This window comes from Streptomyces sp. NPDC046308 (assembly GCF_055588065.1).
Map to the genome: position 1 here is coordinate 47,854 of NZ_JBVJFB010000008.1, position 16,628 is coordinate 64,481.

A 16,628-nucleotide genomic window follows, 5' to 3' on the forward strand; every position below is an offset into this window, starting at 1 on the left:
GGGGGGCGGGCTTCGGCCGTTCGAATATCTGTCTAAGATTCACCCCCATGACGGAAACGCACGCGCGGCCCAGGCGCCGCCGACGCCGCATTCTGCGGATCACCCTGCTGCTGGTCGCCGTGCTGATCCTGGGCGCGGCCGGAGCCGGCTGGTGGACGTACAGCCATCTCAACGGCAACATCGACAGCGTCGACCTGGATCAGGCGATCGGGGACAACCGCCCCCCGAAGGTGGTCGCGAACGCGCAGAACATCCTGGTGCTCGGCTCCGATTCGCGGGCCGGCGCCAATGCCGACCTCGACCACGGCGACGTCAGCGGCGCCCGCTCGGACACCGCGATGCTGGTGCACATACCCGAGGGCCGGGCCAAGGCGACCGCGGTGAGCATCCCCCGCGACACCCTCATCACCCGGCCCGAGTGCAAGGACCGCGACGGCAAGACCGTGCCGTCCGCGAAGCGGGTGATGTTCAATTCCGTCTACTCGCTCGCCGGTCCGGCCTGTGTGGTCAACACCGTGGAGCAGCTGTCCGGGGTGCGCGTGGACCACTTCGTCGAGGTCGACTTCGCGGGCTTCAAGGGCCTCGTGGACGCGCTGGGCGGGGTCACCGTCACCCTCGACAAGCCGATGAGCGGCGCCAAGGGCGGCCTGAAGCTGGACGCGGGCACGCACCGGCTGAACGGCACCGACTCGCTCAAGTTCGTCCGTACCCGCTACGGCTACGGCGACGGCAGCGACCTCGGGCGGATAGGCCTGCAGCAGCAGTTCATGCTGGCGATGCTGTCGGAGATCAAGAAGCAGGACGCCCTCGGCAACCCGGCCCGGCTGTACAAGCTCGCGGACGCCGGGACCAAGTCGCTGACCACGGACTCCGATCTCGCCTCCCTCACCGCGCTGTCCGACTTCGCGCAGAGCATGAAGGGCGTGAACCCGGACACGATGGAGACCATCATGCTGCCGGTCGCCTACGACAAGGTGGACCCGAACCGCGTGGTCGTGGCCGAACCGCAGGCCACCCAGTTGTGGGAGGCCCTGCGCAACGACCAGAAGGTCCCCGCCTCGGCGAAGGACTCCCCCGCCAAGGGCTGACGGGTCCCGCGCACGCAGGAGCCGGCCGTACGGGTGACCGTACGGCCGGCTTCGTCTTTCCCGGGGCTAGAACTCCGCGTTGGCGCCGGCCTTGCCGAGGCGGCTGTGCGAGCGCCCGTAGACGAAGTAGACGACGATGCCGATCGCCATCCAGATGCCGAAGCGGGCCCAGGTCTCGACCGGCAGGTTGAGCATCAGCCAGAGCGAGGCCGCGATCGACAGGATCGGGATCACCGGTACCCACGGGCAGCGGAACGCCCGGTGCAGGTCGGGCCGGGTCCGGCGCAGGATGATCACGCCGAGGGCGACGAGCACGAAGGCGAACAGGGTGCCGATGTTCACCAGTTCCGCGAGCTTCTCCAGACTGGTGAAGCCGGCGACGACGGCGATGACCCCGCCGAGCAGGAGCGTCGCCCGGTAAGGGGTGCGGTACTTGGGGTGGGTGACGGAGAAGACGCGCGGCAGCAGTCCGTCACGGCTCATCGCGAAGAACACGCGGGTCTGGCCGAGCAGCAGGATCATGCTGACGGTGATCAGACCGACGGCCGCACCGAGACTGATGGCACCGGAGAAGAAGGGCTGGTTCACCGATTTGAAGGCTTCGGCCAGGGGCGCCGTCGGTGACATCTCCGAGTACTTCTGCATGCCGGTGACCACCAGCGTCACGGCGACGTAGAGCACGGTGCAGATCAGCAGCGAGCCGAGGATGCCGCGCGGCATGTCCCGCTGGGGGTTCTTGGTCTCCTCGGCGGCGGTGGCCACGACGTCGAAGCCGATGAAGGCGAAGAAGATGAGGGAGGCCGCGGTGAAGATGCCCATGACGCCGAAGTTGGTGGGCGCGTAGCCGAAGAGCACCTGGACCAGTGGCGCGTGCCAGCCGCCGCCCGCCTCCTGCGGCTGGGCCGGAGGGATGAACGGCGAGTAATTGTCGGCCTTGATGAAGAACAGGCCGGCGATGATGACCAGCAGGACCACGGTGACCTTGATGGCGACCACGATGGCGGTGATGCGCGCCGAGAGCTTCGTCCCGACGACCAGGATCGCCGTCAGCACGAGGATCAGCAGGAAGGCCAGCAGGTCGAAGCTTCCTCCCGCGTCCGGCCCCTCCAGTGCCCTGGGCAGGTCCCAGCCCAGGTTGGTGTGCATCAGGTGGCGCACGTACCCGGACCAGCCGACCGCGACGACGGCGGTGCCGAGGGCGAACTCCAGTACCAGGTCCCAGCCGATGATCCAGGCGGGCAGCTCACCGATCGAGGCGTACGAGAAGGTGTACGCGGAGCCGGCCACCGGCACCGTGGACGCGAACTCGGCGTAGCAGAGCGCCGCGAGAGCACACACGATGCCCGCCGCCACGAAGGCGAGGGCGGTGGCGGGTCCGGCGTTGTTGCGGGCCGCGATGCCCGTGAGGACGAAGATGCCGGTGCCGATGATGACACCCACACCGAAAACCGTCAGGTCCCAGGCGGAGAGCGACTTCCGGAGCGCGTGTTCCGGCTCCTCAGTGTCACGGATGGACTGCTCCACCGTCTTGGTGCGGAAGGGGCTGTTCATATCCCTACTCACCGACGCACCTCCGAAACAGGTGTCGACGCACGCGAACGGGCCGGGAGGCCCACCCCTCCAAGGGTGATCTCCCGGCCCGTGACGTGCAACCGCGCGGCGATCTAGTGGCCGGTACCCGGCCTAGTCGACGGCGGCGGCCGGCTCGCTGTCGTAGCGCCCGTCCAGCTTCGCCACCAGGCCCGTGACCTGCCGTGCGATGTCCGGGGCGGTCAGCCCGATCTCGGCCATGACCTCCTTGCGGGAGGCGTGGTCGAGGAAGCGCTGCGGGATGCCGAAGTCGCGCAGCGGTACGTCGACTCCCGCGTCCCGCAGGGCCTGCGAGACGGCGGAGCCCACGCCGCCGGTGCGGCCGTTGTCCTCGACGGTGACGACCACGCGGTGGCGGTCGGCCAGCGGGGCCAGGGCCTCGTCCACGGGCTTGACCCAACGGGGGTCCACCACGGTCGTGGTGATGCCCTGCTTGTCGAGCAGGTCGGCGATTTCCAGGCACATCGGGGCGAGTGCGCCGACCGAGACGAGCAGTACGTCCGGTCGGGTGACCTCGGGGGCCGGGGCGCGCAGGACGTCCATGCCGCCGATCCGGCCGACGGCCGGGACGGCCGGGCCGACGACGCCCTTGGAGTAGCGCACGACGGTCGGGGCGTCCTTGACCTCGACGGCCTCGCGGAGCTGGGCGCGCAGCTGCTCGGCGTCGCGCGGGGCGGCGAGCCGCAGGCCGGGCACGACCTGGAGGATGGACATGTCCCACATGCCGTTGTGGGACGCGCCGTCGTCGCCGGTGACACCGGCCCGGTCGAGCACGAAGGTGACGCCGCACTTGTGCAGCGCCACGTCCATCAGGACCTGGTCGAAGGCGCGGTTGAGGAATGTGGCGTACACCGCGAAGACGGGGTGCACCCCGCCGGTGGCCAGGCCCGCCGCCGAAGTGGCGCCGTGCTGTTCGGCGATGCCCACGTCGTAGATGCGGTCGGGGAAGGCCTCCGCGAACTTGTTGAGGCCGACCGGGTGGAGCATCGCGGCGGTGATGCCGACGATGTCCTCGCGGTCGTGGCCGAGCTTGACCATCTCGTCGGCGAAGACGGAGGTCCAGCTGGCAGCGGCGGTCTTGACCGGCAGACCCGTGTCCGGGTGGATCACACCCACCGCGTGGAAGCGGTCCGCCTCGTGCTCCAGGGCGGGGGTGTAGCCGCGGCCCTTCTGGGTGAGGCAGTGCACGATGACCGGGCCGCTGAAGCGCTTGGCGCGCTGCAGGGCGGACTCCAGGGCCTCGATGTCGTGGCCGTCGATGGGGCCGATGTACTTCAGGCCGAGGTCCTCGAACATCCCCTGGGGGGCGATGAAGTCCTTGAGGCCCTTCTTGGCGCCGTGCAGGGTCTCGAAGAGCGGCTTCCCGACGACCGGGGTGCGCTCCAGGATCTCCTTGCCGCGGGCCAGGAAGCGCTCGTAGCCGTCCGTGGTGCGCAGGGTGGCCAGGTGGTTGGCGAGGCCGCCGATGGTGGGGCCGTACGAGCGCTCGTTGTCGTTGACGACGATGACGAGCGGGCGGTCCTTGGCGGCGGCGATGTTGTTCAGCGCCTCCCAGGCCATGCCGCCGGTCAGCGCGCCGTCGCCGATGACGGCGGCGACGTGGTGGTCCTCGCGTCCCAGCACCTCGTTGGCCTTGGCGAGGCCGTCGGCCCAGCCCAGCACGGTGGAGGCGTGCGAGTTCTCGATCACGTCGTGGTCGGACTCGGCGCGCGAGGGGTAGCCGGAGAGGCCGCCCTTGGAGCGCAGGTTGCCGAAGTCCTGGCGGCCCGTGAGCAGCTTGTGGACGTAGGCCTGGTGGCCGGTGTCGAAGAGGACCTTGTCCTTGGGCGATTCGAAGACCCGGTGCAAGGCGATCGTCAGTTCGACCACGCCGAGGTTGGGGCCGAGGTGCCCGCCGGTCTTGGAGACGGCGTCGACGAGGAAGGACCTGATCTCTGCGGCGAGCTGGTCGAGCTCCTCCTGGCTGAGCCGGTCCAGATCGCGCGGTCCCTTGATGCGGGTCAGCAGCACCCGTGCCTCCTTGCAGTTGCTTGCTGGTCTGTCGAGTCTAATGTTCCGCTGCGCGGCGCGGTCATCGGGCCGTCCCGGCGGGGTCACACCTTTGTCATACATGTACGCACCACCGCGCGGCCACACATCACAAACGGGCGTATACCCGCACAGGAGTACCCGCGCATGCACGCACGGATGCCCGGCGCCACGTGAGTGACGCCGGGCACTGTGACCGTTCTTACCGCCGGATGCCGCTCCGGCGGGCGGTCGGACGCACCGTCAGGCGCGTCCGGCCGTCTTCTGGGTCTTGCGCGAGACCGAGTCGATCACCACGGTGGTCAGCAGCACCGCACCGGTGATCATGTACTGGATCGGCGTCGCGATGCCTTCCAGGGCCAGACCGTACTGGATCGAGACGATGACCATGACGCCGAGGAGGGCGTTCCAGGTCCGGCCCCGGCCGCCGAAGAGGCTGGTGCCGCCGATGACGGCCGCCGCGATCACGTTCATCAGCAGGTCGCCGGCGCCGGCGCTCTGGTTGGCCGCCGCGATCTTGGAGGCCCAGAACAGACCGCCGATGGCGGCGAAGGTGCCGGAGATCGCGAAGACCGTGATCCGGATCCGGGTGACGTTGATGCCCGCACGGCGGGAGGCCTCGACGCTGCCACCCAGTGCGAAAACGTTTCGCCCGAACGTCGTGCGGCGCAGCAGGAAGTCCGTGACGACCAGCGCCAGCAGGAAGAGCACCACCGCGAGCGGCAGGCCCTTGTACTGGTTGAACAGCACGGCGGGACCGAAGGTGCACAGCGCGAGCAGGCCGGTGCGCAGCAGGATCTCGGCGAGCGGCCGGGAGGGCATCCCGGCGGCCTCACGGCGCCGCGCGTCGAAGAAGGCCGCGAGGAAGTAGCCGGCCACCGCGAGCGCGGCCAGCCCGTAGGCCACGGCCACGTCCGAGAAGAAGTACGTGGTCAGCTGGCCGACCACGCCGTCGGAGTCGATGTTGATCGTGCCGTTGCTGCCGAGGATCTGCAGCATCGCGCCCAGCCAGAAGAGCAGGCCCGACAGGGTGACGGCGAAGGCCGGGGCGCCGATCCGGGCGAAGAAGAAGCCGTGGATGGTGCCGATCACGGCGCCGCCCGCGACGGCCGCCAGGATCGCCAGCCATTCGTTCACACCGTGGGTGACGGCCAGGACGGCGACGATCGCGCCCGAGACGCCGCTGACCGAGCCGACCGAGAGGTCGATCTCGCCGAGCAGCAGCACGAAGATGATGCCGATGGCGATCATGCCGGTGCCGGTCATCGTGATCGCGATGTTGCTGAGGTTCTCCGGGGAGAGGAAGTTCGAGTTCAGCCCCTGGAAGATGGACCAGATGATGATCAGGCCGATGACGACCGGGAGGGAGCCCAGGTCACCCGCCTTCATCTTGCGCTTGAACTCGCCCACGTATCCGGCGAGGCCCTGCTCCCGGACGAGGAGGCGGGGGTCCACGGCCGGGATGGCGTCGTGGGCCGCCGCCGGGTTGACCGGGTCGATGTGCTCCTGACCGGCGGGGCCCTTGCCCAGGGGATCGGTGGCGGGGTTCTGGGTGCTCACTTGCCGGCCTCCGAGGTGCGGGCCGCCCGGCGGGTCACGGCGTTGTCCGTGGCACCGGTGATGGCGGAGATGATCTCTTCCTGCGAGGTGTCGGCGACATTGAAGACACCGTTGTTGCGGCCCAGCCGCAGGACCGCCACCTTGTCGGCGACGGCCTTCACATCGGCCATGTTGTGGCTGATGAGGATGACGGCGTGGCCGCGCTCGCGCAGCCGCTCCACCAGGTCGAGCACCTGTGCGGTCTGCTCGACGCCGAGCGCGGCGGTGGGCTCGTCCAGGATGACGAGCTGGGGCTCGCCCAGCATGGAACGGGCGATCGCCACGGTCTGGCGCTGACCGCCGGAGAGCGAGGCGATGGGGATACGGACGCTGGGGATCCGGATGGACAGGGTGGTCAGGAGCTCGCGGGCGCGCCGCTCCATCTCCACCTCGTCGAGGACGCCGTAGCGCTTGAGCTCGCGGCCGAGGAAGAGGTTGCCGACGACATCGATGTTGTCGCACAGCGCCAGGTCCTGGTAGACCGTCGCGATGCCCAGGTTCTGGGCGTCATGGGGCTTGCCGATGGAGACCGGACGGCCCTCCCACTCGATGACACCTTCATCGATGGGGTGCACGCCGGCGATCGTCTTGACCAGCGTGGACTTTCCGGCACCGTTGTCGCCGACGAGGGCGACCACTTCACCGGAGTGGATCTCGAGTTCTACGTCGGTCAGGGCCTGAACGGCGCCGAACCGCTTCGAGACCCCTCGCAACGCCAGCACGGGCGCAGCGGACACATGAACCATCTCCTTCGCCGCCTGACCGGCGGGGATGTCGTGCAAAAGAGCAGGAGCGGGGCGAATGGGGGGGAGGATCGTTTCTGCCCGGCGCCCCGCCGCGTGGCGGGGATGAGGTGGGCGGGGCGCCGGTCAGGCACGGGGGGCCGCCTCGCGAGGAGGCGACGGGGGCCGCTACTTCAGGCCGGCCGCGGCGCAGGCCGCCGCGTACTTGTCGGTGCAGATCTCGGCGACCGAGTAGACGCCGTCCTTGACGACCGTGTCGTTGATGTTCGCCTTGGTCAGCGAGACGACCGGGATCAGCACGGACGCGACGCCCTTGGTGGTCGGGCTGTCGACGGTGGAGGTGGTGACTCCGTCGAGCTTCTCACCCTTGGCGAGGGCGACGGCCATCTTCGCGGCGGCCTCGGCCTCGGGGGCGTACGGCTTGTAGACACTCATGAACTGCTCGCCCGCGACGATGCGCTGCACACCGGCGAGTTCGGCGTCCTGGCCGGTGACCGGCGGCAGGGGGGAGACGCCGGCGGCCTTGAGGGCGGTGATGATGCCGCCCGCCATGCCGTCGTTGGCGGAGTAGACGCCGATGACCTTGTCCTTGCCGAGCGCGGAGAGGGCGGCCGCCATGTTGGTGTTGGCGTTCTCCGGCTTCCACTCGACGGTGTCGTACTCCTTGCCGACGTTCACCTTGCCGTCGAGGACGGAGTGCGCACCGGACTTGAAGAGCTTGGCGTTCGGGTCGGTGACCGAGCCGTTCATCATGACGATCTGGCCGTCCTTGGCCTTGTCGCCCAGCGCCTCCAGCAGCGCCTTGCCCTGGACCTTGCCGACCTCTTCGTTGTCGAAGGAGGTGTACGCGTCGATCGGGCCCTCGGCCAGGCGGTCGTAGGCGATGACCGGGATGCCGGCGTCCTTCGCCTTCTTGACCGAACCGGCGATGGCCTTGGAGTCCACCGCGTCGACGATCAGGACGTCCACCTTGTTGGTGATCATCGTGTCGACCTGGGAGTTCTGCGTGGTCGCGTCCTGCTTGGCGTTGGCGTAGACGACCTTGCCCTTGCCGCCAGTGAGCTCGGCGACCTTCTTCTCGATCAGCGGCTTGTCGAACTTCTCGTAGCGCGCGGTCTGGTTCTCCGGCAGGAGCAGGCCGACCGTGATCGCGTCGCCCTTGGCAGCGCCGGAGGACGCCTTCGTCGTGTCGCCGGCTTCCTTCGCACTGCCGCAAGCGGCGAGCGAAACGGCCATGGCACCGGCGGCAACAGCTACGGCGGCTCTGCGCATACGCGTGTTCATTACTTGAACCTCCCTGACGAGGCCGCAGCACTGCGGCCGAGGTGGATGTGAGTCAACCCCGGCCGCGTTTTGCCGTCAAGGAGTGAATCCTTAACGAGATGACAACGGTGCCATCCGTTATCTACCTGAAGGCAAGACGGCGGGAGTTCGCACTCCACTTCCATGGTCTGACAAAAGTGTCGAATCGCCCATCTCGCTGAGTACGAGCGCCAGTGCGCCCAGCACCTCGGCCCGTCCCCCCAGGGACCCGGTCAGCACCGACAGTTGCCGTGCCGCGCTGGGGATCGCGTACCTCCCCACTGATTCACGGATGGGCGCCAGGACGAGTTCACCGGCCTCCGCGAGCGAGCCGCCCAGCACCACGCGGCTGGGGTTCAGGAGGTTGCACAGGCTGGCCACGCCGCTGCCGATGTGGCGGCCCACGTCCGTGATCACGCGGCGGCAGCCCGGGTCCCCGTCCCGGGCCAGTTCGACCACCCGCTCCATCGTCAACTCCGGTCCGTGCGTGCCCTGGAGCAGCGGCAGGACGTACCGGGCCGCGGTGAAGGTCTCGAGGCAGCCGCGGTTGCCGCAGCGGCAGACCGGGCCCGATTCGTCCAGCGTGATGTGCCCGATCTCGCCCGCGGTGCCCCCCGGTCCGCGGTAGATCTGACCGTTGATGACCAGGCCGGAGCCGACGCCGCTGGCCACCTTGATGTAGGCGAGGTCCTTTACTCCCCGCCCGCTCCCCCAAACGAGTTCACCGAGGGCTCCGAGGTTCGCGTCGTTGTCCACGTACACCGGCACGCCGAGGCGCTGCGAGAGCTCCTGGCGGGGGTTGATCCCCGCCCAGCCCGGCAGGATCGCGGTCGACCCGAGGGTCCCGGACTCCACGTCGATCGGGCCGGGCACGCCGAGGCCGACGCCGATGACCTTCTCCAGCCCGACCCCGATGTCCGTGATCAGCCGCCCGACCAGGGCCTCCGCCCGGTTGAAGCCGTCCGCCCAGGAGGCGTCGACGTCCAGCGGCTCGGACTCCTCGGCCAGCACCTGGTGAGCCAGGTTCCCCACCGCCACCCGCAGGTGGGTGTGGCCGAAGTCGACGCCGATGACGATCCCCGCGTCACCGCTGAGCGAGACGCTGCGGGCGCGCCGGCCCCCCGCCGAGGTGTCGGTGACCTCGACGGTCCCGCCGTCCTTCAGTTCCCGGACGATGTTGGAGACCGTGGCCGCCGACAGTCCGGTGGTGCGGGCGATCTCCGCCTGGGTCAGCGATCCCGCGAGCCGCACCGCCCGCACGACCCGTTCGAGATTCGCGCGATGCAGCGAGGACTGCGATCCGGGAGTCTGCACGACTCATCCACTCCTGCCCATAAGCGACGGCAAGCCGTCGCCCCCCGGCCGGGACACGTTGCGGTTTCACGCTTCGAGACCCCGGCGTCTCTCCAACTTGTGAACCTTAAGTCGAGCCTTTACGCATCCACACGTCAAGAGGCTGACACGGCACGAAACGGCTGTACTGGCCTAAAGGGGGACGGAACCGGCCCCCTGATCGTGCTACGGTCGCTGAGGCGCCGGTCCTCTGCGGCCTTTCCGGCCGGATCGGGCGCCCGTCATGACAGCGCTACGCGAGGAGGTGTTCGGGATGAGTCCCGATCGAAGTCCTCGCCGCGCTCTCGTCGGCTGACCTGTTGATCAGCTGACGTCCGCCCGAGTGCGCACGGCCGCGGTTCACCGCTGTCCCGTGCGTGGTGGCGTTTCTTTCCATTCTCTTCCTTCCGCGCGCCCCGGCAGCTCCGCCGTGCGCGCTCCTCACCCCTGGGCTCCCCCACGGCCGTCGCCGAGGCGCGCCCCGGGACCACTCCACCATGCCCACCGGCGTGCCCCGTGGCCCTCCCGGCCGCTCCACGCCGACACGTGATCACTCCACGTGACCGCGCGGCTGCGTGCTGCCCGGACACCGTGGAGGGAGGTATGCGTCATGACCATGCTCACCCCCCGTACCCCGGCCACGCTGGCACCGCCGGGCCGGTCCCGCCGCGAGCGCAGGACCGCCGAGCTGGAGTCCCGTACCCGGCTCGTCGGCGAGCGCCTCGCCGAGACGGGCGCCCGCACCGTCGTCCAGGTCCTCCAGTCCGTGGACAGCTCCCGCGACGGCCTCACCCACGCCGAGGCCGCGCTGCGGCTGGAGCGCCACGGTCCCAACGTCGTCGCCCGGGAGCGCGCCCCGCGCTGGTACGTCCAGCTGGCGAAGGCCTTCCGGAACCCCTTCATCGCCGTCCTGGTCTTCCTGGCCGCGGTCATGTACTGGCAGGACCCGGCGGACCCGGGTGTCGTCATCCTCTCCGCGATGGTGGGGATCAGCGGGCTGCTGCGCTTCTGGCAGGAGTACCGCTCGGGTCGCGCCGCCGACGCGCTGAAGAAGCTCGTCACCACCACCTGCGCGGTGCGGCGCCGGGCGGGCAGCGGCTCCGGGTCCACCACCTTCGAGGTGCCCATGGACCGGGTGGTCCCGGGCGACGTGGTCAGGCTGGCCGCCGGTGACCTGGCCCCGGCCGACCTGCGGCTGATCAGTGCGAAGCACCTGATGGTCAGCCAGGCCGCCCTCTCCGGCGAGTCCCTGCCGGTAGCCAAGGCCGATACGGGCACCCCCGGCGACGAGCTCGGCGGGCAGCCGGCGACCGATCCCGTCGAGGCCGACAACCTCGTGCTGATGGGGACCTCGGTCACCTCCGGCACCGCCACCGGGGTCGTCGTCGCCACCGGCGCCGACACCTGGTTCGGATCGATGGCCGGCTCGCTGGTGGGCGAGCGCCCGCAGACCAACTTCGACACCGGCGTGCGCAGGGTCAGCTTCCTGCTGATCCGCTTCATGGTGGTCATGGTCCCGGTCGTCTTCATGGTCAACGGCTTCACCAAGGGCGACTGGGACGAGGCCTTCCTCTTCGGCATCGCCGTCGCCGTCGGCCTGACCCCCGAGATGCTGCCGATGGTCGTCTCCGCCAACCTGGCGCGCGGCGCGGTCGCGATGTCCAGGCGCAAGGTGGTCGTCAAGCGGCTGGACGCGATCCAGAACCTGGGCGCGATGGACGTGCTCTGCACGGACAAGACCGGCACCCTCACCGAGGACCGGATCGTCCTGGACCGCTACCTGGACGTGCACGGCGACGAGGACGACGAGGTCCTGGAGTACGGCTACCTCAACGCGCACTTCCAGACGGGCCTGCGCAACCTCATGGACCAGGCGGTCATCGACCGCGTCGACGAGGCCGAGGAGGTTGTCGTCGACGCACGGTTCTCGATGGTCGACGAGATCCCCTTCGACTTCGCCCGGCGCCGGATGTCCGTGGTCCTGGGCCGGAACAGCATGGTGGGCGGCCCCGGCCGCGCCGAGCACGTCATGATCACCAAGGGTGCCGTCGAGGAGGTCCTGGACCTCTGCACGCACATGACCGACCGCGGCGCGCGGGTCGAGCTGACCGAACGGCTGCGGTGGCGCGTCACCCGGATCGCGGAGGACCACAACCGCCGGGGCCTGCGCGTCCTCGCCGTCGCCACCCGCACCGTCGGCACTCCGCGCGACACCTACACGGTCGCCGACGAGGACGGGCTGACCCTCGTCGGCTTCCTCACCTTCCTCGACCCGCCGAAGGCCGACGCCGGACGCGCCCTGCGGGGCCTGGCCGACAAGGGCGTCGCCGTCAGGGTGGTCACCGGCGACAACGACCTCGTGGCCGCCCGGGTGTGCGCCGACGTCGGCATCGAGGTCGGGCAGGTGGTGCTCGGCAGCGAGATCGACGGCCTCGACGAGGCGGGTCTGCGCGCGCTGGCCGCCCGTACGACGGTCTTCGCCAAGGCCAACCCGGTCCAGAAGGCCCGCATCGTCCGGGCGCTGCAGGCCGAGGGCCACACGGTCGGTTTCCTCGGCGACGGCATAAACGACGCCGCCGCGCTGCGCGACGCCGACGTCGGCATCTCCGTGGACACCGCCGTCGACATCGCCAAGGAGTCGGCGGACGTCATCCTGCTGGAGAAGGACCTGACCGTCCTGGAGCAGGGCGTGGTCCAGGGCCGCACCACCTTCGGCAACACGATCAAGTACATCAAGATGACGGCGTCGTCGAACTTCGGCAATGTCTTCTCGGTGCTGGTGGCCAGCGCCTTCATCCCCTTCCAGCCGATGCTCGCGATCATGCTGCTGGTCCAGAACCTGGTCTACGACATCGCGCAGCTGGCGACCCCGTGGGACCGGATGGACGAGGAGTACCTGCGGGGGCCCCGCGACTGGGACGCCAGGGGCATCGGCCGCTTCATGGTCACCATCGGCCCGGTCAGCTCGGTCTTCGACATCGCGATGTTCCTGATCATGTGGCACGTCTTCGGCGCGAACAGCGAGGCGAGCCAGTCCCTCTTCCAGTCCGGCTGGTTCGTCGAGGGTCTGCTCTCGCAGACCCTGGTCGTCCACATGATCCGTACCCGGAAGATCCCCTTCGTCCAGTCCCGCGCCTCCTGGCCGGTGATGGCGACGACGGTCCTCGCGGTGCTGACCGGACTGTGGCTGCCCTTCTCCCCGCTGGCTCCCACGCTCGGCTTCGTGGCCCTGCCGGCGAGCTACTTCCCGTGGCTGATCGGCGTGCTGCTCGCGTACTGCACGCTCACCCAGCTCGTGAAGACCTGGTACGTCCGCAGGTTCGGCACCTGGCTCTGAGAGCCCGGCGGCGGACCGGCCGGTGGGCCCCCGTGACCTACTTCAGGGTGGCGGAGGTCAGGCCGGCCTGGATCTGGCGCTGGAAGGAGAGGTAGACCACCAGCATCGGGATCATCGCGATCGTCACGCCGGCGAAGAGCACCGGCAGGTCGGTCTCGTAGCCCTGCTGCTGCTGGAGCTGGATCAGGCCCTGGGTGAGCAGGTAGCGCTCGGGGTCCGATCCCGTCTGGGGCTGCATCAGCACGGAGGGCAGGATGTACTGGTTCCACTGGCCCAGGATGTTGAAGATCCCGACGCTGATCAGGCCGGGCTTGGCCATCGGCACCATCACCTGGAAGAAGATCCGGGTGTCGGAGGCCCCGTCGATCACCGCCGCCTCGTGCACCGCCGTCGGCAGCGTGCGGAAGAACGAGTGCATGAAGAAGACGGTGAACGGCATCGAGTAGGCGACGTACACGAGGATCAGGCCCTGGTACGTGTTCAGCATGTCGAAGCGCTTGACCATGAAGAACAGCGGGACCAGCGCGAGGAAGACAGGGAACATCGCCCCGCTGACGAAGAAGTAGTAGATGAACCGGTTCCCCGGGAAGGGGTAGCGGGCCAGTACGTAGGCCGCCATCGAGCCGAGCAGCATCGTCAGCGGGACCGAGAACGCCATCACGATCAGCGTGTGGGCGAAGTAGTCGCCGATGCCCTTGTCCCAGGCCCGGCCGAAGGCGTCGACGTTCCAGTTGGCGGGCCAGCTGAGGGCCGAGCCGCCGATCTGCGCGTCCGTCTTGAAGGAGCCGAGCGCCAGCCAGACCAGGGGCAGGACGATCAGTATGGCCCAGACGGCGAGGAAGCCGTGGGAGAAGACGTTGAGGACCGTGCCCTCGGAGCCCTTGCCGCCCCGTTCCCCGCTCGGGCCGGCTCCCCCGGACCGCTCCGCGGCCTTTTCGCCCGGAGCCTTGATCACTGTGGTCATGAGGGTCTCCCGCTCAGAACTCGATGCGCTCGCGGCGGGTGGCGCGCAGCGTGATGACGGAAAGGATCATGGTGAGGACGAGCATGACCACGCCCATGGCGCAGGCGTAGCCGCTCTTGCCGAAGTAGAGGAAGTTCCTCATCAGCACCGTGGCCATGACCTCGCTGTGGTGGTCGGGTCCGCCGCCGAACTGGCCGGAGGTCATGGTCGACACGAGGACGAACATGTCCATCGCGGCGATGCCCAGGTAGACCGCGGAGGTCTGTACGGCGTCCCACAGCAGGGGCAGCGTGACCTTGAAGAAGGTCTGGGCGCGCCCGGCCCCGTCGAGCAGGGCGGCCTCGTAGATGTCCTTGGGTACGGACTGCATGGCCGCCGAGAAGAGCACGAGGTAGAAGCCGACCCCGTGCCAGACGACCACGAGGAGCAGGCACCAGAGGACGAGCCTGGGCTCGTTGAGCCATTCGATGGGGTGCAGCCGGTCGACCAGGCCGAGCTTGATGAGGACGCCGTTGAGCAGACCGCCCTCGTCGGTGCGGTACACGGCCCCGAAGAGCACCGCGAGGATGGCGAGGGAGAGCACCTGCGGGAAGAAGTAGACGATCTTGTAGAAGCCCGATCCCCGCACGCCCTGCACGCCGCCGGCCCCGCCCCGCCCGCCCGCGTTCACCATGAAGGCGAAGAAGAGGGCGAGCAGGATGGTGACCGTGGGGACGAACACCAGGAGCAGCAGGTTGTGCCACAGGGCGCCGCGGAAGACCTCGTCCTTCATCAGGGCCGTGTAGTTGTCCACCCCGACGAAGTCGAAGGTGGGCGACTGGCCCGTCCAGTTGGTGAAGGAGTAGCCGAACGTCTGTACGTACGGCCAGATGACGAAGGTCAGGTACAGCGCGAGGGGTGCCAGGAGGAAGCCGGCGATGAAGCCGCTCCGTCCTCTGCCCTGGGCTACTTGGCTCATGGTGTCCGTCCCTGGTGTGCCGGTGACCAGTGGGGCGCGCGATCAGCTGCGACGGTTGTTCTTGGCGTTCGGGTCCTGCGCCGCCTTGTTCACCGCAGCCTGAGCCCGCTTGATCCACTCCTTCGGCTGAATCCGCTTGGCCATCAGTTCATTGGACGCGTCCTGGATGGCCGTGTCCATTTCGCTGTACCAGTCGGGGTAAAGGTAGTTGAAGGTGTTCGTCCCCGCCGCCTTGAGGGCGGTCACCGCGGACTGGGTGCCCGGCCGCAGCTTGACGCCCGGGTCCACGCCGTCCTTGACCACGGTGAGCGAGTTGGCCTGCTGGGCGAAGATCGTCGACCACTCGCGGGAGAGCATCGAACGGATGAACTCCAGACCGGCGGCCTTGTTGGCCGCCTTCTCCGGGACGATGAAGGGCTCGCCGGCGCCGGCCCGGATGGCCTCGAAGGGCAGCTTGCTGTCGGCCAGCAGCGGGACCGGCAGGAACTGCATGTCGAAGTCTTCGGGCGTCTGCTTGAGCTGCTCGTTCTCCAGCCAGGAGCCGGAGGGGATGAAGGCCGCCTTGTACTGGTTCCACGCGGTCTGGGACTCGGTGTGGGTGAGGCCGTTGGTGCCCGGCAGCAGCAGGTCCTTCTCGACCACCTCGTAGACCGCCTCGACGGCGGCGAGGGCGGCCGCGCTGCCCTCGAAGGCGTTCGGCTCCAGGTTGTCGATCGCCTTCATGGCGTCCAGACCGCCCTTCTTGGCGATCAGGTCCATGATGACGACGTTGATGTAGTACGGGAACTTGCCCTGGTGGGCGAGCCCGCCGATGCCCGCCTCCTTGGCCTTCGCGCAGACCGCGAGGAACTCGTCCCAGGTCTTGGGCGGCGTCCAGCCCTTCTCCTTGAAGAGCTTGCCGGAGTACCAGAAGCCGAAGACGGTGTAGACGTAGTTCAGGGAGACGAACTTGCCCCCCTGCGTGCCCTGTTCGACGGTGCCGGCGATCAGCAGGTCGCGGACCTTCTTGCTCGGGTCGTCGAGCGAGGGCGCGTCGAGCACCGGGGTGAGGTCGGCGAGCTGGTTGCTCTTGAACAGCACGTCCAGCTTGATCTTCTGGGCACCGGAGTCGTCGACGACGTCCGGCGGGTTCCCGCCGTTGAAGCGCGTCTGGAGCTTGCCGGTGATCTCCTGGGTGCCGAGGTGGGAGCTGGTGGTGCCCCACTTCTTGTCGAACGCGGCCTCCCAGGCCTTCGCGTAGTCGTCACCGAACCCGCCCTTGAAGACGACGACGTCGAGCTTGCCGCCCTTGGCGACGCCGAAGGGGTTCTCCTTGGTCACCGCGGCCTTGTCCGGCCCCTTCGTCGTGCCCTCCCCCCCGGAGGCGCAGGCGGACAGGAAGCTCATCGTGGGCACCGAGATCAGTCCCAGCGCTGCGGAGCGCTTGATCAGGTCACGGCGGCCGAGGCCCTCACCAGTGGATCCCATGCTCATGTCCTCGCCTTCGTCAGAAGTGTGAAGGAGGCCGGAAATCACGACGGCACCGCGCATACGGACATCACCGCAGGTCCCCGCCATCCCCCGGTCCGGTGCCGCTCAGTGCCGCGACGATCCGGACGGGCACAGGTATAGTCCACTTCCGCTCGTGTGAGCAAGATCATGCGCAGGGTTGCCTGTCAGCTTTTCCGAGTTGAGACCTCCCCGAAAC

General features: G+C 68.7%; 11 protein-coding genes. 2 read left to right on the plus strand and 9 right to left on the minus strand.

Going from position 1 to position 16,628, the window contains the following annotated elements; translation table 11 throughout:
• The first annotated feature begins 47 nt into the window (after positions 1 to 47).
• Entirely contained in the window at positions 48 to 1,088 is a 1,041-nt protein-coding gene (locus ACZ6JT_RS28345; protein WP_030713508.1) for an LCP family protein, read from the plus strand.
• A 66-nt stretch (positions 1,089 to 1,154) separates the two neighbouring features.
• Here the strand turns inward: ACZ6JT_RS28345 and ACZ6JT_RS28350 are convergent, their stop codons facing one another.
• The 6 genes from ACZ6JT_RS28350 to ACZ6JT_RS28375 form a co-directional block, all read right to left on the minus strand.
• Entirely contained in the window at positions 1,155 to 2,639 is a 1,485-nt protein-coding gene (locus tag ACZ6JT_RS28350; protein ID WP_469214006.1) for an amino acid permease, read from the minus strand.
• A 132-nt stretch (positions 2,640 to 2,771) separates the two neighbouring features.
• Positions 2,772 to 4,688, minus strand: a complete 1,917-nt coding sequence (gene dxs, locus ACZ6JT_RS28355; protein WP_469214007.1) for a 1-deoxy-D-xylulose-5-phosphate synthase — start codon at positions 4,686 to 4,688, stop codon at positions 2,772 to 2,774.
• Between the two features lie 261 nt (positions 4,689 to 4,949).
• Positions 4,950 to 6,236 carry a sugar ABC transporter permease gene (locus ACZ6JT_RS28360; protein WP_469214431.1) on the minus strand — a complete coding sequence of 429 codons (1,287 nt, stop codon included), beginning with the start codon at positions 6,234 to 6,236 and terminating at the stop codon, positions 4,950 to 4,952.
• Positions 6,237 to 6,262: 26 nt separating this feature from the next.
• A complete protein-coding gene (locus ACZ6JT_RS28365) occupies positions 6,263 to 7,051 on the minus strand; it encodes an ATP-binding cassette domain-containing protein (protein WP_030713496.1) in 789 nt (262 codons plus the stop codon).
• A 165-nt stretch (positions 7,052 to 7,216) separates the two neighbouring features.
• Positions 7,217 to 8,332, minus strand: a complete 1,116-nt coding sequence (locus tag ACZ6JT_RS28370; protein ID WP_469214009.1) for a substrate-binding domain-containing protein — start codon at positions 8,330 to 8,332, stop codon at positions 7,217 to 7,219.
• Positions 8,333 to 8,449: 117 nt separating this feature from the next.
• Positions 8,450 to 9,664: an ROK family transcriptional regulator gene (locus ACZ6JT_RS28375; RefSeq protein ID WP_469214010.1), complete on the minus strand. Its 1,215-nt coding sequence runs from the start codon at positions 9,662 to 9,664 to the stop codon at positions 8,450 to 8,452.
• Positions 9,665 to 10,292: 628 nt separating this feature from the next.
• On the opposite strand from ACZ6JT_RS28375, the gene mgtA reads away from it, so the two are divergent.
• Complete coding sequence (gene mgtA / locus ACZ6JT_RS28380) at positions 10,293 to 13,019, plus strand: magnesium-translocating P-type ATPase (RefSeq protein WP_469214012.1); 2,727 nt, start codon at positions 10,293 to 10,295, stop codon at positions 13,017 to 13,019.
• Positions 13,020 to 13,056: 37 nt separating this feature from the next.
• On the opposite strand, the gene ACZ6JT_RS28385 is transcribed toward mgtA, so the two are convergent.
• The 3 genes from ACZ6JT_RS28385 to ngcE are packed head-to-tail and all read right to left on the minus strand — an operon-like array spanning position 13,057 to position 16,408.
• Positions 13,057 to 13,983 carry a carbohydrate ABC transporter permease gene (locus ACZ6JT_RS28385; protein ID WP_469214014.1) on the minus strand — a complete coding sequence of 309 codons (927 nt, stop codon included), beginning with the start codon at positions 13,981 to 13,983 and terminating at the stop codon, positions 13,057 to 13,059.
• A 13-nt stretch (positions 13,984 to 13,996) separates the two neighbouring features.
• The gene (locus ACZ6JT_RS28390; RefSeq protein WP_469214016.1) at positions 13,997 to 14,941 is read right to left on the minus strand and encodes a carbohydrate ABC transporter permease; all 945 of its coding nucleotides are present in this window, start codon (positions 14,939 to 14,941) and stop codon (positions 13,997 to 13,999) included.
• Between the two features lie 42 nt (positions 14,942 to 14,983).
• A complete protein-coding gene (gene ngcE / locus ACZ6JT_RS28395) occupies positions 14,984 to 16,408 on the minus strand; it encodes an N-acetylglucosamine/diacetylchitobiose ABC transporter substrate-binding protein (protein ID WP_469214018.1) in 1,425 nt (474 codons plus the stop codon).
• Positions 16,409 to 16,628: the final 220 nt, after the last annotated feature.